This is a genomic window from Agreia sp. VKM Ac-1783, assembly GCF_900177765.1.
Lineage (GTDB): Bacteria > Actinomycetota > Actinomycetes > Actinomycetales > Microbacteriaceae > Agreia.
In genome coordinates, this window is the sequence record NZ_FXWI01000004.1 from 156453 (window position 1) to 182053 (window position 25601).

The following is a 25601-nucleotide window of genomic DNA, read 5'->3' on the forward strand; positions in this document are numbered from 1 at the left end:
TGACGAAAGCCTTTACCGCTCGATGCTGGACAGGGTGTCATTCAGGTCTTAGAGTGTGGTCTGACCACATGGCCTGACCACAGGCATCCGACGATCGGGAAGGGCGCAACGTGACCACCGTCGACACCTCTGTTGCACCGATCGACTCGCGCCGTGCGTGGGAGGTCGTTCTGCAGCACATCGAGGGCGACCTCCTCGCGGGACGACTCGCTCCGGGCGATCATCTGCCCGCCGAGCGCACGCTCTCTACCGACCTCGGAGTCGGCCGATCGTCGGTTCGCGAGGCGCTGCGGGTGCTCGAAGCGCTCGGACTCATCCGCACCCAGACCGGGTCGGGGCCGCAGTCCGGCGCCATCATCGTGGCTCGCCCCTCCGGCGGCATGTCGTCGCTGATGCGGCTGCAGGTCGCGGCACAGGGCTTCGACGTACGCGACGTCGTGAAGACCAGACTCGTACTCGAGGCGGCAGTCGTCACCGAACTGGCCGAAGTTGCCTCCGCCGCGCCCCTCGACCTCGGCGCCGCCACTCGGTTGCTCGACGCGATGGATGCCGATGACCGGATTTCCGAGGCCGAGTTCCTCGCTCTCGATGCGGCCTTCCACCTCGCCCTCGCCGAGCTCTCGGGAAACGCCGTGATCGCCTCGATGATGGCGGGCCTCCGCAACTCGATCGAGAGCTACGTTCTGGCCGGCGTGCCGAATCTGCCGTCGTGGCCCGAGACATCCGGCCGCCTGCGCCACGAGCACCGAGCCATCGTCGACGCCATCGAGGCCGGCGACGCCGAGCGGGCGCGCGACCTCGTGAACGCCCACATCACCGGCTATTACACCGAGACGAACTTCATCTCCGCCCCCGCCGAACCAGATAGAGGACTGCCCCATGGTTGAACGTCGCTTTCCGAACCCCGCAGAGCTGCTGCCCCTCATGCAGTTCAAGAAGCCGCAGTTCGACGGCAAGAAGCGTCGGCTGCAGGGAGCGCTGACGATCGACGATCTGCGCACCATCGCCAAGCGCCGCACACCCAAGGCCGCATTCGACTACACCGACGGATCAGCCGAGGGCGAGATCTCGCTCAAGCGTGCGCGCCAGGCCTTTCAGGACATCGAGTTCCACCCGTCGATCCTGCGCGACGTGTCGAAGCTCGATACGACCACGCAGATCCTGGGTGGCACCTCGACCATGCCGTTCGGTATCGCCCCCACCGGCTTCACGCGCCTGATGCAGACCGAGGGCGAGATCGCTGGGGCCGGAGCTGCCGGTGCCGCAGGCATCCCGTTCACGCTCTCTACCCTCGGAACCTCGTCGATCGAGGCCGTCAAGGCGGCCAATCCCACCGGGCGCAACTGGTTCCAGCTCTATGTCATGCGCGATCGCGACATCTCGTACGGGCTCGTCGAGCGGGCGGCGGCGGCGGGCTTCGACACCCTGATGTTCACCGTCGATACCCCCGTGGCGGGCGCGCGCCTGCGCGACAAGCGCAACGGCTTCTCGATTCCGCCGCAGCTCACCGCGGGCACCATCATCAACGCCATCCCCCGTCCGTGGTGGTGGTACGACTTCCTCACGACTCCCCCTCTGGAGTTCGCCTCGCTGTCGTCGACCGGCGGCACCGTCGGCGAACTGCTCGACTCGGCGATGGACCCCTCGATCGACTTCGACGATCTCGCCTTCATCCGCAGCATGTGGCCCGGCAAGATCGTGATCAAGGGCGTTCAGAACCTCGAAGACTCGAAGCGTCTCGCCGACCTCGGCGTCGACGGCATCTTGCTGTCGAACCACGGAGGCCGCCAGCTCGACCGCGCCCCGATCCCGTTCCATCTGCTGCCCGATGTGGCCCGCGAGGTCGGAGGCCACGTCGAGGTCATGGTCGACACGGGCATCATGGACGGCGCCGACATCGTAGCCTCGCTCGCCCTCGGCGCGAAGTTCACGCTGATCGGCCGCGCCTACCTCTACGGACTCATGGCTGGAGGCCGCGCGGGCGTGGACCGCACGATCTCGATTCTGTCGGAGCAGATCGTGCGCACGATGAAGCTGCTCGAGGTCGCGTCGATCGACGAGCTGACTCCGGCCCACGTCACGCAGCTGCAGCGTCTCGCCCCGCGTGCGGTGTCGGCGCAGACCGCCGCCGTGGCAGAGAAGGCCGCCTCTCGGCCGGCCCGAGGCACCTCAGCGGTCGCCAAGGCCGCCGCGAAGAAGGTCGAGGCGACGCCCGCCGACGCGTAACCTCGACGAGGCCGCCCTCTGGCACACTGGCGACATGACGAAGGCCCGATCGTGAAGAAGTGGCTGTTTCTGGCCGGCGCCATCCTGAGCGAAGTGACCGGGTCGCTGTCACTGAAAGCCGCGCTCGAGCATCCGGGGTGGTACGCGCTGATGGCGCTCGGATTCGCGGGAGCCTTCGTGTTTCTCTCGCTGGTGCTGCGGGCGGGGCTGCCGCTCGGCGTCGCATACGGCATCTGGGGCGCACTCGGAGTCGCGCTGACCGCTCTCTTGTCGGCGCTGCTGTTCGGCGAGCCGCTGACTCCGATCATGGGAGCGGGACTGCTATTGATCATCGGCGGTGTGCTCTGCATCGAGCTCGGCCGACAGCGAGCTGAGACGATCCGCGAAGCGCGCCCTCGCAAGAGCGGAGAGGCTCACTGATGGCCTGGGTCTTCCTCATCGGCGCGATCCTCACCGAGGTCACCGCCACGCTCTCCCTGAAGGCGGCGGTCACGGGCAACAAGCTCTGGTACATCCCCGTCGCACTCGGCTACGGCATCGCCTTCACCTGCCTCTCGTTCACCCTTCAGAACGGCATGGCCCTCGGCGTGGCGTACGGCATCTGGGCTGCGGCGGGCGTCGCGCTCACAGCCGTGGCAGGGCGGCTCATCTTCAACGAGCCGTTCACCTGGGTCATGGCGGTCGGCATCGCCCTGGTCATGGGCGGTGTGCTTCTGGTCGAGGCGGGCGCCGCGCACTGACCCGACCGCCGCGCACTGACCTGGCTGGCGGTCAGCTCAGGTTGATCATGCCCAATCCGATGGCGAGCGCGCTCACGGCGACGGCACCCGTGCCGACGGCGACATACGCGAGCGTTCTGAGGGTCGACGCGCGTCGCATCGACAACTCGACCGTGTCCTGGGCCTGGCTGAGGGTGCCGCAGGATGCGATGGTCGCGCCGCGCGCATCCGTCACGCTGTAGTGACCATCGGTGAACTCGACGAACCCCGCGAAGTCGCCGTCGCGCGACGCCACCCAGAGCTTCGCCTCGGGCGAGAGCCACGTGAGCGGCTCTGCCGAGTCGTCGGTGGGGCGGGCGAGGAAGGGGATGGTGGTCATCTGTCGCGTCCTTTCGGCTGTTCGCGGGTCGCCTGTTCGAGGCGATGACCTCAGCTTTCCCGCTCCGAGCGCCGCGCGAATCCTGCGCAGGGATGACTTCTCTTACCGCCGGCGTAGTACCTGAGTCGCTCTAGGGCGCGTTCGAGCCGATCTCGTCGCGCACGAATGCGACGTGGAAGAGCGACCACGCTCTGCGCGCCACAGCGTCGCGTCGGTCGGCGGGCGTCCGGGCGACCACTCCCGCGAGCATCGAGATCGCGAGGAGCACATCCGCTGTCTCGACACCGTCCCCGATGCGGCCAGCCACACGTTCGCGCTGCACGATGATCCCGACCACGCCCTCGATACGCGTCTCGAGGTGCTGCACCCGGGGGTCGTCGAGATCGGCGGTGATCATGTCGATCATGGCCGTCGATACGAGCGCTTGAGCGATGATCGAGCCGAGCAGCTCGTCGAGGGTGCTGTCGAGGCGCTCGGCGATGCGCTCCAGCTCTTCGAGGTTCTCGTCGAAGACCGCGATCGCCAACGACAGCCGATCGGGAAAGTGTCGATAGAGGCTTCCCTGTCCGACGCCGGCCAGCTTCGCGACCGAACTGAGCGGGGCGTTGTAGCCGCCATCGGCGAACACCTCCCGTGCCGCAGCGATGAGGGCGCGTCGATTCTCGGGCCCCGCACTGGGTCCTCGATTGGCCTTGCGCGGCTCAGCGTCGGGTGATGTCACGGGTGTAGCCTACGTGCGGACACTGTTGTCCGGTTATGTTCCCAAAGAAAGAAGCGCACCCCATGACGTCAGAAAACACGCCCCTCACCAGCTCGTCGACCATCGGCACGTGGCTCTCGCACCCCGTGGGTGGGCCGATCATGAACGACCTGCTCGCGAAGGCCGGTCAGGATGCGAGCGCCTTGCGCACCGTGAGCAAGCTCTCGCTCGACCGGTTGGTCGAGATGAGCCAGGGGGCCTTCAGCCAGGAACTGATCGACGACCTCGTGCGCCGCGCCGCTGCTGGTGAGGTTCCCGAGGGAACGCCGGTGTCTGTCGTGGTCGGCGGCGGAGACGAGCCGACCGTCGCGATCCCCGAGTGGATCGAACGCATCGACATCGGCCGCTTCTCGGGCAAGACGATCATCGTCACCGGAGCGGGGTCGGGCATCGGACGCGCCACGGCATCCAGAATCGCCCGCGAGGGCGGCCGCGTCGTCGCCGTCGACATCTCGCAGGAGCGCCTCGACGACTTCGTGGCGAAGACGCCCGGCGCCGACATCGTGACCGTGGTGGCCGACATCACCGACGACGCGGCCGTGGCCCAGATCATCTCTGCTGCGGGCGAGCGCATCGACGGCCTCGCCAACATCGCCGGCATCATGGACGACATGACCCCCGTCGGCGACATGTCCGACGAGGTGTGGAAGCGCGTGTTCTCGATCAACGTCGACGGAACCATGAAGCTCATGCGCGCGGTTCTGCCGACGATGCTCGCCCAGGCGTCGGGATCGATCGTGAACACCGCATCCGAGGCCGCGCTCCGAGGTTCCGCCGCAGGGGCGGCCTACACCGCGTCGAAGCACGCCGTGGCCGGGCTCACCAAGAGCAGCGCCTTCATGTACGGACCCAGCGGCATCCGGGTCAACGCCGTCGCCCCCGGCCCCACGATCACCAACATCGAGGCGAAGTTCGGCTCGAAGCTGGGCGCTGCGCGGGTTCGCGTGGGCATGAGCGTGATGCCCGAAGCGGTCGAGAGCGATGCACTCGCCGCCTCCATCACGTTCCTGTTGAGCGACGACGGGGTCAACGTGAACGGCGTCATCCTCCCGTCGGATGGCGGCTGGTCGGTGGCCTAGGCACCGCAGACTGATGCGCGTTCGGAGTGTCCGGGCAAGAATGAGAGGGAGGCGCTCCGAACCGGATCGTCGAACGAGCATCAACGTCAGACAGGACGCATCGACATGAGCGACAAGAAATCCACGTTCGAACAGTTCGAGGTTGCCGGCGACAAGCTGGTCGAGACGGTCAAGAACCTCATCCACGAGGGCAACGTTCGCCGCATCATCCTCAAGCGCGAAGACGGCAGCGCGCTGCTCGAGATCCCCGTCAACGCGGGCCTCGTCGGCCTCGCGCTCACGGTTGCTATCGCCCCCGTTTTGCTCGCCATCGGCGCCATCGCCGCGGTCGTCTCGCAGGTCACGCTTGTCGTCGAACGGCGAGCGGATGCGGCGGGTTCGGTCGACGCGCCGACGACGACGCCGACCGCCGGCACCGCAGGCGGCTCCGCAGACCAGGACCCGGCGGCATCCATCTGACCACGATGCCCGTTCCGGTCAGTCCTCGACGAGGATGCCGAGGTGTTCGGCGAAGGCCGAGGCCAGGTCGGCGACCTGCCCGTGCGAGAGCGTGGCGCCTTTCAGGGCGCTGAAGCCGTCGAGGCGCGAGAACTCGGCACGGCGCAGGTCGACGTTCGTCAGAGTGGCGTGGTTGAGGCTCAGCACGCCGATGGTGCAGTCGACGAACGCGACGCGGTTGAGCTTTGCGCTGCTGAGATCGAGTTCATCGATCGAACAGCCCGTGAAGAGCACATCGAGCAGACTGGCGCCAGAGAGGTTGACGAAGCCGAGCTTGGTCGACGAGATGTGCACCGACGAGAGCGCCGATTCGTAGAGCTCTGCAGACCCCAGCCGCGAGCCGTCGACCGTGACGGAGCGCAGCTCGGCGCGAGGAGCCGAGAAGATCGGCGCGTTGAGCCGCGTGAACTCGATGTCAGAGAAAGTCGCCCCGCGCAGAACCGCATCGTGCGCCCGAACGTCATCGAAGACGCACTCTCTGAATTGGATGCCCGACAGCTCCCGACCCGAAATGTCGAGGCCGTCGAAGCGCAGACCCTCGTAGACGTCGTGGGGTCGGAGCGTCTCGGAATCGCCTTCGACGAGATCGTCGAGCACGATTGCATCCAGTCTCGGAGCCTGCGTACCGGGTTTGCGCGCCATGGTGGCCTCTCTGTGAGTGGCATCGGATTGGCGGCCGAAGAACCGCACCGCTGAAGTCTAGGCAAGCTCGTCGACCTTGCAGAATAGATTCATCCCCAAGAACCGCAACGAAGCGAATGGAGCAGACGTGAGCACATCTCCCCCTACACCCCTCGGCGTCGCCGTCATCGGATATGCCTTCATGGGAAAGGCCCATTCCGGTGCCTGGCGCAACGTGGCGGCGTACTTCGATGTTCCCGAGGTCGAGCAGACCGTGCTCGTCGGTCGCGACGCGGCGAAGGTCGCCGCTGCTGCGAAGAAGTTCGGTTGGAAGGAGAGCGCCACCGATTGGCGCGCGGTCTTGGAGCGCGACGACGTGCACATCATCGATGTCTGCACCCCCGGCATCCTGCACCACGAGATCGTGCTCGCCGCCCTCGCCGCCGGAAAGCACGTGATCGTGGAGAAGCCTCTGGCCAACACCGTCGATGAGGCTGCAGAGATGGAGGCCGCGTTCGAGAAGGCCCGCGCCAATGGGCAGCACGCGATCGTCAACTTCAACTACCGGCGCGTGCCCGCGATAGCCCTCGCAAAGAAGTTCATCGACGACGGCCGCGTAGGCCCGATCCGGCACGTGCGCATCAGCTACCTGCAGGACTGGCTGAGCGATCCCGACTCACCGATGAGCTGGCGTCTGCGCCGCGAGGAGGCCGGCTCGGGAGCGCTCGGAGACCTCGGTTCGCACGCCACAGACCTCGTTCTGCACCTCACCGGCGAGAACATCGACAGCCTCACCGGCGGAGTGCATACCTTCGTGACTCAGCGCCCCACGGGCGACAGCGGCGACGGTGCGATCGGCGGCAGCGCTGGGTCGCGTTCCGGCGACGTCGCGCTCGAAGACGTGACCGTGGATGACGCCGCGTGGGCGACGGGTCGGCTCTCCGGCGGCGGCATCGTTCAGCTCGAGGTCTCGCGCTTCGCGCTCGGCGCCAAGAACGGACTCACGCTCGAGATCTATGGCGAGAAGGGCAGCCTGACGTTCGATCTCGAGAACCTGAACGAGCTGAGATTCTTCGACGGCAGTGATGCGTCCGGGGAGCAGGGCTTCCGCCGCATCCTCGTGACCGAGGCCGGGCATCCGTATGTGAATCACTGGTGGCCCGACGGTCACATCATCGGCTGGGAGCACACGTTCGTGCACCAGTTCGCCGACTTCCTGAACTCCATTCGCGACGACACCGAGTCGCAGCCGTCGTTCGCCGACGGTCTGCGGGTGCAGAAGGTTCTCGCCGCCGTCGAGGAGTCCGCCGCCGCAGGCGGCGCATCCATCACGCTCTAATCACCACTGAAGGAGAAGCAATGACGCACCCCGTAACCCTGTTCACCGGCCAATGGGCGGACCTGCCCTTCGAGGAGGTGGCCCGACTCGCCGGCGAGTGGGGCTATGACGGCCTCGAGATCGCCTGCTGGGGCGATCACCTCGACCCCTGGCGCGCAGCCGAAGACGACGCCTACGTGCAGTCGCGCCTCGACATCCTCGAGAAGAACAACCTCAAGGTGTACGCCATCTCGAACCACCTCAAGGGACAGGCGGTCTGCGACAACCCCATCGACTTCCGCCACAAAGACATGGTGTCGGCGAAGGTGTGGGGCGACGGAGACGGCGAGGGCGTGCGCCAAAGGGCCGCCGAAGAGATGAAGAAGACGGCGATCACGGCGCGCAAGCTCGGCGTCGATACCGTCGTGGGCTTCACCGGCTCGAGCATCTGGCAGTACGTGGCCATGTTCCCACCGGTGGGCCAAGACGTCATCGACGCCGGCTACCAGGACTTCGCCGACCGCTGGAACCCGATTCTCGACGTGTTCGACGGCGAGGGCGTGCGTTTCGCTCACGAGGTGCACCCGTCTGAGATCGCGTACGACTACTGGTCGACCGTGCGCGCCCTCGAGGCCATCGACCACCGCACGTCGTTCGGACTCAACTGGGACCCGAGCCACATGGTCTGGCAGGGCATCAACCCGGTGGAATTCATCACCGAGTTCGCCGAGCTGATCTACCATGTCGACTGCAAGGACACCCGCATGCGCAACGCCAATTCGGGGCGCGCGGGCGTCCTGGGCTCACACCTCCCCTGGGCCGACCCACGCCGCGGCTGGGACTTCGTGTCGACCGGGCACGGTGACGTGCCGTGGGAGGACGCGTTCCGAGCTCTCGGCTACATCGGCTACACGGGACCGATCTCGGTGGAGTGGGAAGACGCCGGCATGGATCGCCTGCGCGGAGCGCCCGAGGCCCTCGCCTTCGTTCGGTCGCTGCTCTGGGACCGGCCCACGGCATCATTCGACGCCGCCTTCTCGACGAAGGTCGACTGACTCACGCCCGCACGGTCACGCCGGAGAGCAGAACACCGCTCTCCGGTATGGCCGGAAAGGCGCGCAGGCTCACCCGCAGGTCCTGCGGGGGTAATTGGTAGTCCATGCGCTGCGTCAGAATCTGTACCGTACGCATGATCACTCGCACCGTGACCGGCTCGCCGGGGCAGCGGTGATCGTCGAGGTACGTTCCGCCGCCCTGCGCGATCAGATGATTGGGATCGACCCCCTTCTCGGCGAATCGCTCCGGCCGAAACACCTCCGGATCGCCCCAGTAGCCCTTGTCGTGGTCGGTGCCGTAGAGATCGAGCATCACCAGCGAGCCCGCAGCGATCGGATGCCCGTCGAACTCGAGCGGTCTACTCGCGCGACCCGCGATCACGGGAAAGAACGGATAGAACCGGCGCACCTCCTGCGCGAAATCCTCGAGCAGAGACTCGTCGCCCGATCGAAAGGCCTCGGCCAGGTCTGGCCGGCGGCGCAACCCGAGCACGGCGAAGAGGAGAAAACGCGAGATGGCGACGAACGGCCGCAGCACGTTGATCAGCTCGACAGCCGCCACCTCGACCGGCAGAGGCGACCCCGTACGTGAGGTCTTCGCGGCCACGGCGCCCAGAACGGTGCCCTCGCTCGCCGCGGGGTCTGCCCGGGCGTCGACGACGAGTCTGCCGGCCCACTTCTCGGTGCGGCGGCGGCGCGCTCGAGCCGCCCAGTTGGGCGGACCGATGCGGGCCGCGTTCTCGATCATCGACACGAACTCGCTCGCGCGCTCGTCGGCGCCCGAGGGCGTGGATTCGATGCCCGACCACGACAGGATGGCGCGCGACAGGATCTTCGGGATCTCGGCGCTCAGGGAGACACGATCGCGGTACGCCCAGTCCGCGGCGGCGGACATCCACTCGATCTCGACCGCGTCCGCGAGCCCGTCGAGAGCCTCGCGCGACATCAGCGCATCGACGAACAGATGCTTGCGGTCGCGATGATCGGCGCCCTCGAGGGTCTGAACGCTGCCCACGTCCTGCAGCAGGTGCGTGATCGAGGGCGGGAGGGCTGCCGACCTCGTGAAGCGACCTTGCTCGTAGAAGAAACGGCACGCATCCGAGCCCCGCATCACCACCACGGGCACGCCGAGCAGCCGCGTGCGGAACGCATCGGTCTGCAGGGCGTCGAATCGACGGGTGCCGAACAGGTAGCCGTCGGCGAGAAAGGAGAGGGCGCTGTCAATGCTGCGAAGGTTCTGCATCTGCCCGAATGTAGAACGGGTGCGAGCATTTCGAGGACTTGACATCGGTCATCCACGGCCGATCGCCGTGAGAGCGGTGAGGGAGTAGCGTGTCGCGCATGCCCTCCATTCCCACACCCTTCAGTGCACAGGTGACGGCCGAGGAGCTCGCCGACCTGCGCACGCGCCTCCGAGCGACCCGGTGGCCCGACGCTCCCGAAGACGCGGGGTGGTCGCTGGGCACCGATGTCGACTACCTGCGCGAGCTCGTGCACTACTGGGCAGAGGAGTTCGACTGGCCTGCGCAGGAGAAGGCGCTCGCGCGCATCCCTCGCTTTCGGATCGAGCTCGGCGGCCTCGGCATCCACTTCGCCCACATACGAGCGGCGCAGTCGGGCGACGCCGACCGGACCGGCGCCAGGCCCGCCATGCCGCTGATCCTCAGCCACGGCTGGCCCGACTCGTTCTGGCGCTACTCCAAGGTGATCCCGCTGCTCACCGACCCCGCCGCGCACGGGGCAGACCGCGCCGACGCGTTCGACGTCGTCGTGCCCGATATGCCCGGCTTCGGCTACTCAGACAAACCCGCCGGTGCGCCGCTGAGCTCGATCGATGTCGCCGGCCTCTGGGCAGGGTTGATGGATGCGCTGGGTTACGACCGCTTCGGCGCCGCCGGTGGCGACATCGGCAGCCACGTGAGCCGCTACCTGGCGCTCGACTTTCCCGAGAGGGTGTTGGCGGTGCACCGCACCGACGCCGGGATCCCCGTTGCTCTTCCCGGTCTCGAACTCACACCGCGCGAGCGGAGTTTCGTCGACGAGGCCGCAGCCTGGAATCTCAGCGAGGGCGCGTACGCGGCGATGCACCGCACGAAGCCGCAGACCGCGGCCGTCGGGCTCACCGACTCTCCCGCCGGCCTGGCCGCGTGGATCGTCGAGAAGCTGCGCTCCTGGAGCGACTGCCATGGAGACCTCGAGAGCAGCTACTCGAAAGACGAGATACTGACTCTCATCAGCATGTACTGGTTCACCGGCACCATCGGCTCGTCGATGCGCATGTACACGGCGAACTCCGCGACCACGCCTGAACAACTCGCGCGCCGCGTCGAGGTGCCGTCGGGCTTCGCCCTGTTTCCCGGCGACATCCTGCACCCGACACGCGAGTGGCTCGACCGCACCGCGAATACGGTGCACGTCAGCGAACCCCCGCGCGGCGGACACTTCGCGGCCTTCGAGGAGCCCGAGCTCTACGCGCAGGAGCTGCGCGACTTCTTCCGCCCATATCGATCAGCGCCGGTCGAGTAGCCCGCGAGGAACGAGCGGGCGTATCGAGACCACCCACCGGTCTCGATAGGGTCGCTGGGCGACCTACTCGACCAGCGCGGGGGGACCTACTCAACCAGCGCGAACTCCACTACGCGGTGGCGGTCGTCGCGCCCGTGAACTCCGACGGCTGGATGATGACCCAGCCCGGTCCGTGGAACGCGTACTGGAACGCCTCGCCTGATCCACGCCCGATGAACGCGCCCGCACTCAGCGACGACTTCACTGTCGGCTGCAGGTTGGCGCTCCACGCGACGGTGGCGTTGATGTCGGTGAACGTCGGCTGCTGCGAGCAGTCGAGGATCATCGGCGTGCCCTGGGTTGCGACCGCCAGGTGACCGTGGCCGTGCACGGTCGTGTTCCAGAAACCGCCGGCCAGCATGCTCGCACCCTTGAGGCGGGTCAGGTCGTAACCGAGGTCGGCCTGGAAGGCCAGCAGGGAGGTGCCGTTGATCGTGACGCCCTCTCCCTCGAGCTGAATCAGGTGGATGTTCGCGCTGTGGTGCGCGAAGAACACATCGCCGTGTCCGTAGACGCGCATCAACGGCTGGTCATCCGACGAGACCATCTTGCGCAACAGGGCACCGGCATCCCGCGCACCCTCGTGCTTGAACTCGACGTTGCCCTGGTAGGCGACCATCGCGCCCTTGCGAGTGATGATGTCGCGACCCGGGCTCACGCGGGAGCGCAGCATGTAGGGGTTCTGCAGGGCCATCAGAGCGTCGGATTCGACCTCGTTGTTCTCTTGGCTGAAGAGTGTCGAGCGCATGGGGAGTGTCCTTCTCGTGCGTTGGAATGTGGTGGCCCCAGCTTAGGGGCCACCCCCAGAGACGCGGAGTAATATCCGATTCGTTCCCGGCCTTGCGCCTCACGCACCTTCGCCATGAAAGGCACGCCGACGCCTCCCCTCGACATCCTGCTCGGCTCGTGGTCGCTCGACCCCGTGGCCCTCGTGGCGATACTCGCCAGCGCCGCGCTCTATGCGATCGGCGTCTCACGCATCCATCGCGGCGGCGGCCGCTGGCCGGTCTCGCGAACCGTCTTCTTCGTGGTCGCCGGTCTCGGCTCGTGGGCCGTGGTCTCGTTCGGTTTTCTCGGCACCTACAGCGAGGAGCTCAGACTCGCCTTCACCACTCGCATCGCGGTGCTCCTCTTCGTCGTTCCCGCGCTGATGGTGCTGGGCCGCCCCGTCGAACTCGCCAGACGCTCGCTCGGTCCTCGAGGCGCCGCCCGACTCGAACGCGTGCTGTCGTCTTGGATCGTGCGCGTCACCGGCAATGCCGCATTCGCGACTCTGTTCGCCGCGCTCGCCTTCTGCGTGTTCCTCACCCCGCTCGCCGGCGTGCTCAGACTGAGCCCGATCGCGGAGCCGGCCATCGGCATCCTGGTGCCCGCCATCGGGCTGCTCTTCGCTCTGCCCCTGGTCGAGAATTCGGCGGCGCGCAGCACCCTGTTCATCACGGCCGAGTTTTTGCTGGCCTTCGTGGAGCTGGTTCTCGACGCGATTCCGGGCGTGCTGATGCGGCTGAACGACGGCATTCTGGATGGCGTGGGCCCCGGGATCGCCAGCGGGGTGGGCGCTGTCGCGTCACAGGCGCTGCCCGGATGGTGGCCGAACCCGCTGCACGATCAGCACCTCGCAGGCGACCTGCTCTGGTTCATCGCCGAGATCGCCGACGTTCCCATTCTGATTCTGCTGTTCGTGCGCTGGTCGCGTCTCGACCGCCGCGATGCGAAGAAGATGGATGCGCTGAGCGACGACGAGATGGACGCCCTGACCCGCGAACACCTCGACCGCCGCGGCTGAGCGCGAGAACGTGCGCGTAGGCTCGAATCGTGGATGACATCGAGATCGAAGACAGCATCGCGTCACGTCTGGGGCTCGGACTCGCCGCCATCGGGCGCCCCGCCTACATCACGGGTGGTCGCGCGAAAGACCTCGGCGAGGGCGCGGAGAGAAGCGTGGATGCGATGCGAGCCCGGGCCCACAAGCTGCTCGACGCCGCGTGGTGGCTGGGCATCCGGTACCTCGACGCGGCCCGCTCCTACGGACTCGCCGAGCAGTTCCTCGGATCGTGGCTCGCCGAGCATCCGGGGCACCGCGACGAGCTGACGATCGGCTCGAAGTGGGGCTACGAGTACATCGGCGACTGGCGCCTCGATGCCCCGCAACAGGAGCGCAAGGAGCACTCGCTCGCCATGTTCGAGCGGCAGTGGGCCGAAACCCTCGAGGCGCTCGGCACCGAACCCGACGTCTATCTCGTGCACTCTCTGACGTCAGACAGCCCCGCCCTCGACGACTCCGCCCTGCTCGATCGCTTGCGCGCGCTTCGCGACAGCGGTGTGCGCGTGGGCTTCTCGACGAGCGGGGCCGATCAGGCCGCCGTGATCGAGCGCGCCCTGGGACTGACCGACTCCCCCTTCTCGGCAGTGCAGTCGACCTGGAACCTCCTCGAGCCCTCCGTCGGCGACGCCCTCGCGGCCGCGAACGACGCGAAGTGGCTCGTCGTCGTCAAAGAGGTGCTGGCCAACGGCCGCCTCACCTCGCGCGGAGAAGAGACGGCCGTCGCCGCGCTCGCCGCCGAAGACGGTCAGCGCCTCGACGGCCTCGCCATCGGCGCGGCCGTGTCGCATCCCTGGGCCGACATCGTGCTGACGGGAGCCGTGACGCGCAAGCAGCTGAAGCAGAACCTGGATGCGCGTCCGCCGTCACTCGACGAGGAACGCCTCGCCGAGCTCGCCCAGCCCGCCGAGCAGTACTGGGCGGCCCGCGCCGCTCGCCCCTGGAGCTGACCGGTCGCGCTGATCGAGTAGACCCGCGACGAAGGAGCCGTCGTATCGAGATCACTCCCGCCGCTTCCAGACCTTCTTGCTCAAACCCGGCAGTCTGTGAAGTTCCCCGCTGATGAGCGCCTCTCGCTTGGCACGGCTCCAGCCTTGGATGCGCTTCTCCATAGCGAAAGCTTCGTCGACCCGGTCGTACTCCTGCGAAAAGACGAGCTCAACTGGAAGGCGACGTTTGGTGAACTCAGCACCGTGTCCGGACGAGTGCTGTTCAACACGAGCCTCGAGGTGCCAGGTGCTTCCGACGTAGTAGGTCCCGTCTGAACAGCGGAGGATGTAGACGTATGGCATGCCGAGGATTATGGCCGGTGATCTATGGATGGCGAGGCAGTTATCCACAGGTGGTCTCGATACGCTTCGGCCGTGAGCGGCCTCGGGCTACTCGACCAGCGCAACCCCCGTGAGCGGCCTCGGGCTACTCGACCAGCGCAACTCCCGCGAGCGGCGCAGGGCTACTCGAGCAGCGTTGTCTCGGTGACCTCGATCGTCTTCGTGAGCGGCAGGTCGGAGACGCTGGTTCCGGCGTGCAACTGGAACGCGCCCTGCTCGTAGTGCCACCCCGGGTCGCCCTGCGCATCCACACCCCAGTCGGCGAAGGCTCGAGCCGACACCGGGATGGTGACCCACGTGCTTTCGCCCGGCTCGACGCGCACGGCGGCGAAGCCGACGAGCCAGCGAACGGGGCGATCGATCGACGAGTCCGCGCGCGACGCGTAGACCTGCACGACCTGCTTGCCCGAGCGCGAGCCCGTGTTGGTGACCCGAACCGCAGCTGCGACGGTGCCGCCCTCTGAGACCGTCGAGCTGTCGAGCGCGAGATCGTCGAGAGACCAGCTCGTGTATCCGAGTCCGTGGCCGAACTCGTAGGCAGGCTCGGTGCCGGCCTTCAGCCAGGCGCGGTACCCGATGTGGATGCCCTCGTCGTACGACACCACGCCGTTCTCGGGAGTCACGTCGATTACGGGCACGTCGGCCTGCTCGATCGGCCAGGTTGTGGGCAGGCGACCGCCGGGCTCCGCGACTCCGAGCAGGATGTCTGCGACCGCGTCGCCATACTGCTGCCCGCCGAACCAGCTCAGCAGCACCGCCGAGACCTCGTTGCGCCACGGCAGAAGCACGGGCGACCCCGAATTGACGACGACGACGGTGCGTGGGTTCGCCGCGGCGACCGCGCGCACCAGCTCGTCTTGGCGACCGGGAAGCGCGAGCGAGTCACGGTCGTAGCCCTCCGACTCGACCCGCGAGTTCGTTCCGACCACGACCACGGCCACGTCGGCCACGCGTGCGGCCTCGACGGCCTTGGCGATCAACTCTTCGGGATTGGAGAGGTCTGGCTCGATGCCGATCGTGATGCTGAGCGCACCGGCCAGCGGGCCGCCCTGCTGAATGTCGTATTCGATGGTGACGTCGATCGGCTCACCCTCGACGACAGGCACTGCGACCGAGCTCGAGGGCGGCGAGAGGAATGCCGCGCCCAGGTCAGTGCCCTCCGTGATCACGTTCTCTTCGTGCAACAGCTCGCCGTTCACGATCACGCGACCGTTTCCGGCGCCCGCGAAGCCGAGCAGGATCTCGCCCGTCGCATCCGGTGTGTACCGCGTGGCGAACTCGAGCATCGAGGCCTGAGCGATGGGGGCGTCGCCGCCGAACCAGACGAGAGCCGACGCACGGCGTTCCTCATCGAAGATCGAGGCACCGGATGCGTCGAGGAAGCGAACGTGTGCGCCCGGTTCGCCCGTGACCGGGTTGGTCATGCGATCGAGAGGAAGCTCGGCGATGCCCTCCTGCACGACGGCGCCCACCGAGTAGCTGACCGCGGTATCGGGCAGCGCGGAGCGGAGTCCGTCGAGCGGGGTGACGACCTTCTCGGGAAGAACAGTGGCGCTTCCGCCGCCCTGGGTTCGGGCGAAGCGAGCATTGTGCCCGATCACGGCGACCGACTTCAGCGACGAGGCGGTCCACGGCAGCTCTGCGTTCTCGTTGCGCACGAGCACCGCGCCCTCGACCTCGGCTGTGCGGGCGAAGGCGACTCCGTCTTCGACCACCACGGGTTCGGGCGCGACGGCGTCGAATCCCTCGAGCGCTCCGACCCGGGCGGCCAACGCGAGCAGCCGCAGCACCTTGCGGTCCACGGCCGACTCTTCTACCTCGCCGGCACGAACGGCGGCGACGAGAACATCACCCCATGGACCGGCGGGACCGGGCATCACGAGGTCCTGCGAGTAGCGGGCGCTGTTCACGTCGCGCACCGCGGTCCAGTCGCTGATGACGACGCCGTCGAAGCCCCACTCGGAGTTGAGGGGCGTCTCGAGCAGCTCGTTCTCAGTGACGGTGGCGCCGTTGACCGAGTTGTACGACGACATGACCAGCCAGGCATGCGCCTCGGTGATCGCCTTCTCGAAGGCCAGCAGATAGAGCTCGCGCAGGGGTCGATCGGCCACCTTCACGTCGACGGTGAAGCGGTCGGTCTCGAAGTCGTTCGCGATGTAGTGCTTGGGCGTCGCGCCGACGCCGTTCTCCTGCAGACCCTCGACATAGGCCGAGGCCAGGTCGGCTGTGAGAATCGGGTCTTCGCTGAACGCCTCGAAGTGGCGACCGCCGAGAGGTGAGCGGTGCAGGTTGATGGTCGGGCCGAGCACCACGTCGACGCCCTTGCGACGCGCCTCGACGGCGGCGACGTTGCCGTAGCGGCGGGCGATGGCCGCATCCCATGACGAGCCGAGCGCCGTAGCCGAGGGCAGGTTCAGTGACGGACTGCGTTCGTCCCACACCTCGCCACGAACACCCGAGGGGCCGTCGGAGACGAGGATTCGGCGCAGGCCGATCTTCTCGAGTGGCCAGGTGGCCCAGAAGTCGTGCCCAGTGAGAACGAGCACCTTCTCTTCGAGAGTCAGCTGTGCGAGCAGCTCGAGCAGTCGCGGGTCGGTCGTGGCCTGGGTCTGGTCGGTCATCTCTCAGTTGCTTTCTGTTGAACGTGCGGTGGTGGGGTACGTGAGTCCGTGGCCGAAGTCGAAGAGCGGGTCGGCGAAGCGATGCGGCTGGTCGAGGTCACCCTCGAGCACATCAGCCATCGAGCGCGGCAGTTGGAAGGGGAGCTTGCCTTCTGGCTTGGCTCGTCCGAAGAGAACGTCGAGCACCGCTCGATCGCTCGAGCCGAAGTCGCCGACCAACGCGGCCGCTTCTGCTGCGATCTCGGGGACGACCGCAGGGCGCTCGAGGTTCAGCACGACGACGGTCGGCTTCGACGTGAGCGTCTCACGGATCTGCGCCAGTTCTGCATCCGCGAAGTCAAGCGACCCCGAATGGAAGTTGCTCTCGAAGATGGTCGTCTGCCGGTGATCGTGCGGAGTCGCGAGTCGCAGGATCACGACATCGGCGTCGTCGACGGACGACGCGACGTCGGCGTAGGAGAACAGCACCGCGTCGTCGATGTCGGGCGCGAACACCCTCATGCCCGCGGCGAGGGGCAGGGTCGGATGCGCCGGGCTGCCGTTCGTGAGCAGCGTCAGCGAGCGACGCTGGGCCTCGAGACCGGCGGCTACGAGATCGGCCCGACCCACGACATCCGACGCCTTCGCCGGGTCGAGCGGCTCGGCGTCGAACAGGCCGAGGCGCAGCTTCTCTCGCAGGATGCGCCGCACCGAATCGTCGATTCGGGCCTCGCTGACGCGGCTGTCGCGCACGAGCTGCGCCACGAGTGAGCTGTCGTAGTCGCCGCCGAACTGATCGACGCCAGCCTCGAGGGCACGCTGGGTGCGGGCAAGCGGGTCGAGCTGCTCGACACCCCACGCACGCGCGGGGAAAGGCTGTCCGAAGATCTCGTGATCGTTCAACACGCCCCAGTCCGTCGAGATGATGCCGTCGAATTGCAGGCCCTCACGAAGCATTCCGGTGATGACCTGGTGGTTGAAGGCGAACGCCACCTCTTCGAGCTCGGTGCCGACAGGCATGCCGTAATAGGCCATGACCTGGTTGGCGCCGGCCGCGAGCGCGGGCGGGAACGGGGCCGCGTGCTCGGCGAGGTGACCACCGGGGTACACCTGCTCTCTGCCGTGGGCGAAGTGCGGGTCTTCACCGTCTTTCTGGGGGCCTCCACCGGGAAAGTGTTTGACCATCGTGGCCACCGATTCCGGTCCGAGCTCCGTGGTCTGCACGGCCTCGATGAACGCCGAGGCGAGCTCGCCCGTCAGGGTCGGGTCACCGCCCCAGGTTCCGCTGATGCGCGACCAACGCGGCTCGGTGGCGATGTCGACCTGCGGGCCGAGCAGAAGCCGGATGCCGACAGCCCCGAATTCCTGCCGCACCGCGTCGCCGAAACGGTGGGCGAGGGCAGGGTCACGGGTGGCCGCGAGGCCGGTGGGCTCGGGCCAGGCAGAGAAGTCTCCCGCGGAGTGAGAGGCGCCGGCGCGCTCGGTGGCGGCGGAGCGCGGATCGCTCGACACGGTGACCGGAACACCGGAGCCGGTCTGCTGGGCGAGTACCTGCAGCGCGTTGTACCAGCGAGCCTGCTCGGCGGGCGGCAGCACGTTGACGAGATTCATGTGGGTCACGTGGTGCTTCACCACGTAGTCGTGCACGGGGCCGGGGAGCATCGGCTGCCCGTCTTCGCCCGGGATGACAGAAGCATCGACGAAGGCCATGGCGTGGAACATCTGGCCGGCCTTCTCGCCGAGCGTCAGCGACGAGAGGATCTGTTCGAGGCGAGCCTCTCCGGCCTCGTCGAGTTCGAGCGAGCGGGTCATGGGTTCACTTTCGGGTGTGTGTAGACCATCGTCGGACTACGCCTGGAGCGACGCTAACACGAAAAACGAACGGTTGCTAGGTTTTCGATCACGGGATCGATGTCGCCGGTAGAGTCGCCCCCATGACAGTGAGCGGAAAGCCCCGCGGCTCGTACGCCAAGACCGCTGCACGACGACGCGAGATTCTCGAGGCCGGCATCGAGGTCTTCTCGGCGAACGGTTTCCGCAGCGGCTCGATCCGCGACATCGCCGAACGGGTCGGCATGAGCCAGGCCGGCCTCCTGCACCACTTCTCGAACAAGAACGAGCTTCTCGCGGGTGTGCTCGAGCTGCGCGACACCAAGAGCCGCGACATCTCGAATCTCGACAGCGCCGACGGTGTGGAACACCTTCGTGGGCTGGTCAAGGTCGTCGAGTACAACGCGGGTGTGCCCGGGCTCGTCGAACTGCACTGCATGCTCTCGTCCGAGGCGACCTCGCCCGACCATCCGGCACATAGCTACTTCGTCAACCGCTACCGCTCGGTCGTCGGAATCACGACGGAGTCGTTCGAGAGCGCCCGCGCAGCCGGCCAGCTGGTTGCGGGCGTCGATCCGGGCAGTGCCGCGCGCTCGCTTGTCGCGCTCATGGACGGCCTGCAGGTGCAGTGGCTCCTCGACAGGAACTCCGTCGACATGGCCGAGGAGACCCGCCGCTACCTGCGCTCGCTCCTGACCGTTCCGCTCTGATCCGCCGACCGCCGCCGTTAGCCGCCGCGCCTACACGTGCCTCAGGAACCGACCCGGGGCATCCAGAAAGAGTGACAGGTTGCGCACCAGATCGAGCTCTGCCCACTCTGCTCGGCGCAGGCCCCACTCCCCCACCTCCTGGATGACCGCACCCGGGAAGGCGGCCAGCACCGGCGAGTGCGTCGAGAGGATCACCTGGGACTTTCCCGTGGCCACGAGGTCTTTGAGGATGCCGATGAGCGCGAGGCAGCCCGAGAACGAGAGAGCGGATTCCGGCTCGTCGAGCACCCAGAGCCCTGGGCCGCGGAACCGCGCCTCGACGAGTTCGAGAAAAGACTCTCCGTGTGAGAGCTCGTGAAACCGTGGCTCGGGGCGACCTCCCGGATTCTGCTCCAGGTACGTGTAGAAGCTGTGCATGGTCTCGGCGCGCAGAAAGTAGCCGCGCTTGGTCGCCCCCGTATTGCGCACCAACTGCAGGTGCTGCCAGAGTGACGACTCGCTCGTGCGGGTCGAGTGCATGGCTCCCGCCGATCCCCCCTCGGCCGATAGCCCGTAGGCCTGGGCGATCGCCTCGACGAGGGTGGACTTTCCCGATCCGTTCTCCCCGACGAACACGGTGACCGGGGCGAAGTCGAGTCCCTCGTCGAGCAGCTGGGCGACCGGCGCGAGGGTCGCGGGCCAGGCGCCGCGCGGCATCGGCTCGAGTGGATGCTCGTGGGCACGGCGCAGAGGGAAGCTCTCGAAGGCCATGGGCCCATTCTGCCGCGCTCGGCTCTTCTTCAGTCTTTTCGGGGCAACGTCGAAGCGGCGCCGAAGCTGCGCTCACTAGTGTCGGTGCGTTCGTTCTGCGCACCGCCGAGGAGAGACCCACCGATGAGAGCCGACAAGACCGCGTTCAGCGGACTCAGCAAGAAGGAGCGTCGTGATCTCGTGCGCGAACTCGCCCGGCTGGAGCGCGAAGAGGCGGCCCGCCGCCGCCGACGCCGACGGATCGCGTGGCGGGCGGGCCTCGGAGTCGCCGGCGTCGCCGTGCTGTCGGTCGGCACCGTCACCATCGTCTCCGCGCTGCAACCGACACCCGTGCTCGGGCCGGCGAACATGGCCAGCGACGGCATCCTGTTCTCGGGCAACGGCAAGACGGTCACCGCCGCTACGACAGTGGCTCTCGAGTCGGGAACGGCGCCCGAGACGAGCCCACTCGACACGAGCGACGGCATGCTGCACCTGGTCGTGTACACCGACTACGGCAACGCCGATTCAGCCACGTTCGAGACCACGAACGGCAGCACCCTGTTGTCGTGGGTGACGTCGGGGAACGCGACCCTCGAGGTGCACCCCGTGGCACTCGACGACTCGGTGAATCAGAACTACTCGAAGCGCGCGGCGAACGCCGTCGCATGCGTCGCCGACGCGGCGCCCGACAGCGTTCCGGCCGTGAATTCCGCGCTCGCCGCCGCCCAGTCGACCGCTGGCGCGTCAGGACTGACCGATGCGCAGCTCGTCGCTCTCGTGCAGAAGGCGGGCGAGAACGACAAGTCGGTCGCAGACTGCATCACGTCGGGCACCTTCGGCGACTGGGTCGCGGATGCCACGGGCCGGGCCCGCGCATCGGTTCCGAATTCCGACGTGCCCACGCTCACGACCGCGCCGCTCGTGCTGGTGAACGGCAAGGCCTACACCGGGGCGCTCGACGACGCGAGCGCCTTCGAATCGTTCGCGAAGAGCGTCTACGCCCCTGCGCCGGTGGAGTAGCCGCACAAGGAACGGGCGCGGCGTATCGAGACCGCCCGACGGATCTCGCTACGGCCGCGGGCGGCCTACTCGATCAGCGCAGGCCGAACGACTCCAGTGTTGCGGCGAGTTCGTCGACCAGCCAGTCGAGGTCGTCTTTCGAGATGACGATCGGCGGAGCCAGGCGAATCGTCGACCCGTGCGTGTCTTTCGCCAGAATGCCGCGGGCGAGCAGTGCCTCGCAGAACTCACGGCCCGACGCCAGCGCGGGATCGATATCGACGCCCGCCCAGAGGCCAGCGCCGCGCACTTCGACGACGCCGCGACCCACGAGCGAGAGCAGACGCGAGTGCAGATGCGCTCCGAGCTCGGCCGCGCGGGCCTGGTACTCGCCGGTGGCCAGCAGGTCGACGACGGCGTGTCCGACGGCGGCCGCCAACGGGTTGCCGCCGAACGTCGATCCGTGCTCGCCGGGGTTCAGCACGCCCAGGATGTCGGCGTTGCCGACCACGGCCGACACCGGAACGATTCCGCCGCCGAGCGCCTTGCCCAGCAGGTAGAGGTCGGGAACGACGCCCACGAGGTCGCACGCGAACGTGGCCCCGGTGCGGCCGAGGCCGGACTGGATCTCATCGGCGATCATGAGCACGTTCTGCGCCGTGCACAGCTCGCGCAGAGCCGGCAGATACGACGCGGGCGGCGCCACGATCCCCGCCTCGCCCTGGATCGGCTCGACCAGCACGGCGACCGTGTTCTCGTCGATGACGTTGGCCACGGCATCCACATCGCCGTAGGCGACGCTGCGGAAACCGGGGGTGAACGGGCCGAACCCGTCACGAGCCGTGGAGTCGTCGGAGAAGCTGATGATCGAAATGGTGCGACCGTGGAAGTTGCCGTCCATGACCACGATGTTCGCCTGTTCGGGCGCGACGCCCTTCACCCGGTATCCCCAGGCGCGAGCGACCTTGATGCCCGATTCCACAGCCTCGGCGCCCGTGTTCATCGGCAGCACCATGTCTTTGCCCGCGAGCTCGGCCAGTGCGGCGACGAACGGTCCGAGTCGGTCGGAGTGGAACGCGCGCGACGTGAGCGTGATGCGGTCGAGCTGCGCCTTCGCCGCGTCGATGAGCACCGGGTTCGAGTGTCCGAAGTTGACCGCCGAATACGCGGCGAGGCAGTCGAGATAGCGACGCCCGTCGATGTCGGTGACCCAGGCTCCGTCGCCCGACTCGACGACCACCTGAAGCGGGTGGTAGTTATGCGCGGCGTGCTCCTCGACGAGCCGGATGGCTGCCGCCTGGCTGGCTGAGAGCTCGAGGGCCACGGCACTCATCGGAGTTCCAACGTGCAGCACTTGACTCCGCCGCCGCCGAGCAGCAGCTCAGACAGGTCGACCTTGATCGGGTTGTAGCCGCGCTCGCGCAGCTGCTTCTCGAAGCCGAGCGCGCGGTTCGCGATGACCACGTTGTAGCCGTCGGAGATGGAGTTGAGACCGAGGATCGCACCGTCTTCTTCGCTGACGAGAATGGCGTCGGGAAAGCGCTTCTCGAGCTCGAGGCGGCTCGCCGTGTCGAAAGCACTGGGCAGGTAGGCGATGTTCGCCGACGTGTCGCCCGTGAGCGGGTCGAGCACCGAGATTGCGGTGTCGAGGTGGTAGAAACGCGGGTCGACGAGGGTGAGCGTGACGACCTCGCGACCGTAGATCTCGCCGAGTTCCTCGTGGCTGTTCGAGGCGCTGCGGAATCCGGTGCCCGCGAGGATGACGTCGCCGACGAGCAGGAAGTCGCCCTCGCCCTCGTTGGTGTTCTGCGGCTCGGCGACCTCGTAGCCGTGCTCGCGGAACCACTCCATGAACGCGGGGCCCTCGGGCTGGCGCTCGGGGTGGGTGAACAGCGCGCCGTAGGCAACGTTGTCGATGATGAATCCGCCGTTGGCCGTGTAGACCATGTCGGGCAGCCCGGGGATCTGGTCGATGAGTTCGACCGTGTGGCCGAGCGAGAGGTAGGTCTCGTAGAGGGTGTTCCACTGGGTGACCGCCAGCGAGGTGTCGGTCGGGATCGCGGGATCCATCCATGGATTGATTCGGTAGGCCACGGTGAAGTAGTCGGGGCGGCACATGAGGTAGTGCCGCTTGGTGGCGACGCGGGCGGGAGCCGCGGACTGGCCTGAGGTTTCGAGAGTGGACGTCATAGGGAGTTCCTCCGAGGATTGTCACGGGAGGCGGACTGAGTCCAGTGGCCCAGGCCTGTTACACAGCCGGGCACGCCTGTGTCCAGTCTTGCATGCGGCAATCCGCGCGTGACGATCGTTCGACGCCGAACTCGTGCGCGAAGTGCCAGCGGTTGCAACAATTCCGCGTATCCTCGCTGTATGGACGCGCTGGATTACAAGATTCTCGACCTGCTGAAGCTCAATTCCCGCTCGGGCTACGGCGACATCGGCCAGGTCATCGGGCTGTCGGCCTCGGCGGTCAAGCGGCGCATCGACCGGCTCGTGGGCAGCGGCATCATCCGCGGTTTCACCATTCAGCTCGACCCCACCCTCGATGGCACGGTGACCGAGGCCTACGTCGAGCTCTTCTGCCGCGGAACCGTCGCGCCTGCCGAGCTCAAGCGCATCCTCTCGTCTGTGCCCGAGGTGGTCGATGCGGGAACCGTCACGGGCAGCGCCGACGCCATCGTGCACATGCGCTCGCGCGACATCCCGAGCCTCGAGCTCGCCCTCGAAAAGGTGCGCATTGCGCCCAACGTCGACCACACGCGCAGCGCTATCGTGCTCTCGAACCTGATCCGCAGGTAGCACTGGCAGACTTCGATTCGTGCACGCCCCCAACAATCCGCCCGAGACCGATCTCCGGGCCGAGTTCACGCGCTTCATGATGTCGTACAAGTTCGCCATCGACGAGGTCATGACGAAGATCAACATCCTGCGCGAAGAGTTCAACCACGTGCACGACTACAACCCGATCGAGCACGTCAATTCCAGGCTGAAGTCGCCCGAGTCGATCCTCGAGAAGGCCCAGCGCAAGGGGCTCACGATCGACACCGCGGTGATCCGCGATCGCATCCACGACATCGCCGGAATCCGCATCACGTGCAGTTTTCTGAGCGACATCTACAAGATCCGCGAGATGCTCGCGCGCCAGGTCGATCTCACGGTGATCGCCGAGCGCGACTACGTGGCCTCACCCAAGGCCAACGGCTACACGAGCCTGCACCTCATCGTCTCGATTCCGGTGTTCATGTCGGACAGGGTCGAGCAGGTGCCCGTCGAGATCCAGATCCGCACCATCGCCATGGATTTCTGGGCGAGTCTCGAGCACAAGATCTACTACAAGTACAACCGTGAGGTTCCGGCCACTCTGCTCGACGAGTTGAAACAAGCGGCAGACACGGCGAACCGCCTCGACCTCACGATGCAGAGCCTGCACAAGCAGGTTCGAGAGTTGGATGCGAACGCCGAGACCACGGCGACCTCCGACGAGGGCATCGTTCCCTTCGGCGATCTCGAGCGACTCATCGTGCCCAAAGCCCTGCTCGATTCACTGGCCGCGCAACCCCCGCAGCCGACGTCGGCCGAGGCATCCGATGCCTGACGCGAGCTTCCCCGGTCGCTGGTCGGTGGATGCCGAGGGCTCCGCGCCCCCGTTCGAGCAGTTGCGGGCGCGGGTTCTCGAGCTGGTCACCTCGGGCGAGCTGCCCGCGGGCTTCCGGTTGCCGCCGGTGCGCGCCCTCGCCGAGCAGCTGGGGCTCGCGGCGAACACCGTGGCCCGAGCTTACAAAGAGCTCGAGGCCGACGGCATCGTCGAGACCCACGGGCGCGGTGGCACACTCGTGTCGGCCCAGGGCGACGCGGCCCACCGTGCCGCCCAACACGCCGCAGCGGAGTACGCCGCGAAGATCCGCTCCCTAGGCCTCGCGGCAGACGATGCGCTAGAACTGGTGAAGACGGCCCTCACCCTGCCCTGATCTGCGCGCGTTCTACCTTTCGAGGTCGTCCAGATCGATGTCGAGATCGACCGCGTCATCGCCGACGGTGCCCGTGGGCATCGCGAATCGCGGCGAGTTCAGCGCGAGCATCTTCTCTCGAATGTAGGCGATCGCCTCGGAGTTGTCGGGGGCCTCGAGGCTGTTGTGCGACGTGGCGGCGATGATGTTGGTTCCCGAGTTCAGCAACAGCGTGGCGACGACGGTATCGCCGTCGGCGTCGAACGCGTTGAGCTTGACCGTGTCGGCCTTGCTGTGATTGGCGAGCACCGCCGCGTATTCGATCGCCAGGTCGGCCGCTTCGTCGCCGATCATAAGTGTCTTCTCCGCGTACATGATGTGCTTCATCCTTCGAGGGTACGAAGCGAGCC

The 25601-nt window shown here is 67.1% G+C and carries 28 protein-coding genes; 16 read left to right on the forward strand and 12 right to left on the reverse strand.

Annotated elements, in window-relative coordinates; genetic code table 11:
• Positions 1–110 precede the first annotated feature (110 nt).
• From CCK87_RS14845 to CCK87_RS14860, 4 genes are read left to right on the forward strand one after another with little or no spacing between them, the layout of a single operon-like run.
• Positions 111–887 (forward strand): FCD domain-containing protein, encoded by a 777-nt coding sequence (locus CCK87_RS14845; protein WP_249273923.1) that lies wholly within the window; start codon positions 111–113, stop codon positions 885–887.
• The gene (locus CCK87_RS14850; RefSeq protein ID WP_086462197.1) at positions 880–2226 is read left to right on the forward strand and encodes an alpha-hydroxy acid oxidase; all 1347 of its coding nucleotides are present in this window, start codon (positions 880–882) and stop codon (positions 2224–2226) included. Before CCK87_RS14845 ends, CCK87_RS14850 begins: the two co-directional genes overlap by 8 nt.
• Positions 2227–2277: 51 nt before the next feature.
• Complete coding sequence (locus tag CCK87_RS14855; protein WP_086462198.1) at positions 2278–2646, forward strand: SMR family transporter; 369 nt, start codon at positions 2278–2280, stop codon at positions 2644–2646.
• Positions 2646–2966, forward strand: coding sequence for an SMR family transporter (locus CCK87_RS14860; protein ID WP_086462199.1), 321 nt, complete (start codon positions 2646–2648; stop codon positions 2964–2966). Before CCK87_RS14855 ends, CCK87_RS14860 begins: the two co-directional genes overlap by 1 nt.
• A 31-nt stretch (positions 2967–2997) precedes the next feature.
• Here CCK87_RS14860 and CCK87_RS14865 read toward each other — a convergent pair whose 3' ends face one another.
• Complete coding sequence (locus CCK87_RS14865) at positions 2998–3324, reverse strand: hypothetical protein (RefSeq protein ID WP_086462200.1); 327 nt, start codon at positions 3322–3324, stop codon at positions 2998–3000.
• A 130-nt stretch (positions 3325–3454) separates the two neighbouring features.
• The gene (locus CCK87_RS14870; protein ID WP_086462201.1) at positions 3455–4045 is read right to left on the reverse strand and encodes a helix-turn-helix domain-containing protein; all 591 of its coding nucleotides are present in this window, start codon (positions 4043–4045) and stop codon (positions 3455–3457) included.
• Between the two features lie 62 nt (positions 4046–4107).
• Between CCK87_RS14870 and CCK87_RS14875 the strand changes: the two genes are divergently transcribed.
• The gene (locus tag CCK87_RS14875; RefSeq protein ID WP_086462202.1) at positions 4108–5163 is read left to right on the forward strand and encodes an SDR family NAD(P)-dependent oxidoreductase; all 1056 of its coding nucleotides are present in this window, start codon (positions 4108–4110) and stop codon (positions 5161–5163) included.
• Positions 5164–5268: 105 nt separating this feature from the next.
• The gene (locus CCK87_RS14880; RefSeq protein ID WP_086462203.1) at positions 5269–5622 is read left to right on the forward strand and encodes a DUF4342 domain-containing protein; all 354 of its coding nucleotides are present in this window, start codon (positions 5269–5271) and stop codon (positions 5620–5622) included.
• Between the two features lie 18 nt (positions 5623–5640).
• On the opposite strand, the gene CCK87_RS14885 is transcribed toward CCK87_RS14880, so the two are convergent.
• Positions 5641–6303 carry a pentapeptide repeat-containing protein gene (locus CCK87_RS14885; RefSeq protein WP_140162881.1) on the reverse strand — a complete coding sequence of 221 codons (663 nt, stop codon included), beginning with the start codon at positions 6301–6303 and terminating at the stop codon, positions 5641–5643.
• Positions 6304–6430: 127 nt separating this feature from the next.
• On the opposite strand from CCK87_RS14885, the gene CCK87_RS14890 reads away from it, so the two are divergent.
• Positions 6431–7621: a Gfo/Idh/MocA family oxidoreductase gene (locus CCK87_RS14890; protein ID WP_086462205.1), complete on the forward strand. Its 1191-nt coding sequence runs from the start codon at positions 6431–6433 to the stop codon at positions 7619–7621.
• Positions 7622–7641: 20 nt separating this feature from the next.
• Positions 7642–8655, forward strand: a complete 1014-nt coding sequence (locus tag CCK87_RS14895; RefSeq protein ID WP_086462206.1) for a sugar phosphate isomerase/epimerase family protein — start codon at positions 7642–7644, stop codon at positions 8653–8655.
• 1 nt (position 8656) lies between these two features.
• Here CCK87_RS14895 and CCK87_RS14900 read toward each other — a convergent pair whose 3' ends face one another.
• Complete coding sequence (locus CCK87_RS14900; RefSeq protein WP_170927312.1) at positions 8657–9898, reverse strand: cytochrome P450; 1242 nt, start codon at positions 9896–9898, stop codon at positions 8657–8659.
• Positions 9899–9996: 98 nt separating this feature from the next.
• On the opposite strand from CCK87_RS14900, the gene CCK87_RS14905 reads away from it, so the two are divergent.
• Positions 9997–11181 (forward strand): epoxide hydrolase family protein, encoded by a 1185-nt coding sequence (locus CCK87_RS14905; protein WP_086462208.1) that lies wholly within the window; start codon positions 9997–9999, stop codon positions 11179–11181.
• 109 nt (positions 11182–11290) lie between these two features.
• Here the strand turns inward: CCK87_RS14905 and CCK87_RS14910 are convergent, their stop codons facing one another.
• On the reverse strand, positions 11291–11968 hold the full coding sequence (locus tag CCK87_RS14910) for an AIM24 family protein (protein WP_086462209.1): 678 nt from the start codon (positions 11966–11968) through the stop codon (positions 11291–11293).
• A gap of 114 nt (positions 11969–12082) precedes the next feature.
• Between CCK87_RS14910 and CCK87_RS14915 the strand changes: the two genes are divergently transcribed.
• A complete protein-coding gene (locus CCK87_RS14915; protein WP_086462210.1) occupies positions 12083–13006 on the forward strand; it encodes a cytochrome c oxidase assembly protein in 924 nt (307 codons plus the stop codon).
• A 29-nt stretch (positions 13007–13035) separates the two neighbouring features.
• On the forward strand, positions 13036–13992 hold the full coding sequence (locus CCK87_RS14920; RefSeq protein ID WP_249273924.1) for an aldo/keto reductase: 957 nt from the start codon (positions 13036–13038) through the stop codon (positions 13990–13992).
• Between the two features lie 51 nt (positions 13993–14043).
• On the opposite strand, the gene CCK87_RS14925 is transcribed toward CCK87_RS14920, so the two are convergent.
• The 3 genes from CCK87_RS14925 to CCK87_RS14935 form a co-directional block, all read right to left on the reverse strand.
• Positions 14044–14334, reverse strand: coding sequence for a GIY-YIG nuclease family protein (locus tag CCK87_RS14925; protein ID WP_086462355.1), 291 nt, complete (start codon positions 14332–14334; stop codon positions 14044–14046).
• Between the two features lie 161 nt (positions 14335–14495).
• Positions 14496–16994, reverse strand: coding sequence for a glycoside hydrolase family 3 C-terminal domain-containing protein (locus CCK87_RS14930; RefSeq protein ID WP_086462211.1), 2499 nt, complete (start codon positions 16992–16994; stop codon positions 14496–14498).
• A 3-nt stretch (positions 16995–16997) separates the two neighbouring features.
• A complete protein-coding gene (locus tag CCK87_RS14935) occupies positions 16998–18785 on the reverse strand; it encodes a glycoside hydrolase family 3 N-terminal domain-containing protein (protein ID WP_086462212.1) in 1788 nt (595 codons plus the stop codon).
• 122 nt (positions 18786–18907) lie between these two features.
• Here CCK87_RS14935 and CCK87_RS14940 point away from each other — a divergent pair, with 122 nt between their 5' ends.
• The gene (locus CCK87_RS14940) at positions 18908–19513 is read left to right on the forward strand and encodes a TetR/AcrR family transcriptional regulator (protein WP_086462213.1); all 606 of its coding nucleotides are present in this window, start codon (positions 18908–18910) and stop codon (positions 19511–19513) included.
• A 30-nt stretch (positions 19514–19543) separates the two neighbouring features.
• Here the strand turns inward: CCK87_RS14940 and CCK87_RS14945 are convergent, their stop codons facing one another.
• Entirely contained in the window at positions 19544–20263 is a 720-nt protein-coding gene (locus tag CCK87_RS14945) for an ATP-binding cassette domain-containing protein (RefSeq protein WP_086462356.1), read from the reverse strand.
• A 123-nt stretch (positions 20264–20386) separates the two neighbouring features.
• Here CCK87_RS14945 and CCK87_RS14950 point away from each other — a divergent pair, with 123 nt between their 5' ends.
• The gene (locus CCK87_RS14950) at positions 20387–21265 is read left to right on the forward strand and encodes a thioredoxin domain-containing protein (protein WP_170927313.1); all 879 of its coding nucleotides are present in this window, start codon (positions 20387–20389) and stop codon (positions 21263–21265) included.
• Between the two features lie 73 nt (positions 21266–21338).
• On the opposite strand, the gene rocD is transcribed toward CCK87_RS14950, so the two are convergent.
• The gene (gene rocD / locus CCK87_RS14955) at positions 21339–22577 is read right to left on the reverse strand and encodes an ornithine--oxo-acid transaminase (RefSeq protein WP_086462215.1); all 1239 of its coding nucleotides are present in this window, start codon (positions 22575–22577) and stop codon (positions 21339–21341) included.
• Positions 22574–23434, reverse strand: coding sequence for a dimethylargininase (gene ddaH / locus CCK87_RS14960; RefSeq protein ID WP_086462216.1), 861 nt, complete (start codon positions 23432–23434; stop codon positions 22574–22576). The genes rocD and ddaH overlap by 4 nt, the downstream gene beginning before the upstream one ends.
• A gap of 180 nt (positions 23435–23614) precedes the next feature.
• On the opposite strand from ddaH, the gene CCK87_RS14965 reads away from it, so the two are divergent.
• Genes CCK87_RS14965 through CCK87_RS14975 form a run of 3 tightly spaced genes read left to right on the forward strand, consistent with a single transcriptional unit; the run spans position 23615 to position 25212 of the window.
• Positions 23615–24043, forward strand: coding sequence for an Lrp/AsnC family transcriptional regulator (locus CCK87_RS14965; protein ID WP_044440623.1), 429 nt, complete (start codon positions 23615–23617; stop codon positions 24041–24043).
• A gap of 19 nt (positions 24044–24062) precedes the next feature.
• The gene (locus tag CCK87_RS14970; RefSeq protein WP_349289998.1) at positions 24063–24839 is read left to right on the forward strand and encodes a GTP pyrophosphokinase family protein; all 777 of its coding nucleotides are present in this window, start codon (positions 24063–24065) and stop codon (positions 24837–24839) included.
• Positions 24832–25212, forward strand: coding sequence for a GntR family transcriptional regulator (locus CCK87_RS14975; RefSeq protein ID WP_086462217.1), 381 nt, complete (start codon positions 24832–24834; stop codon positions 25210–25212). The genes CCK87_RS14970 and CCK87_RS14975 overlap by 8 nt, the downstream gene beginning before the upstream one ends.
• Positions 25213–25224: 12 nt before the next feature.
• Here CCK87_RS14975 and CCK87_RS14980 read toward each other — a convergent pair whose 3' ends face one another.
• Positions 25225–25578, reverse strand: coding sequence for a hypothetical protein (locus CCK87_RS14980; protein ID WP_086462218.1), 354 nt, complete (start codon positions 25576–25578; stop codon positions 25225–25227).
• Positions 25579–25601 lie beyond the last annotated feature (23 nt).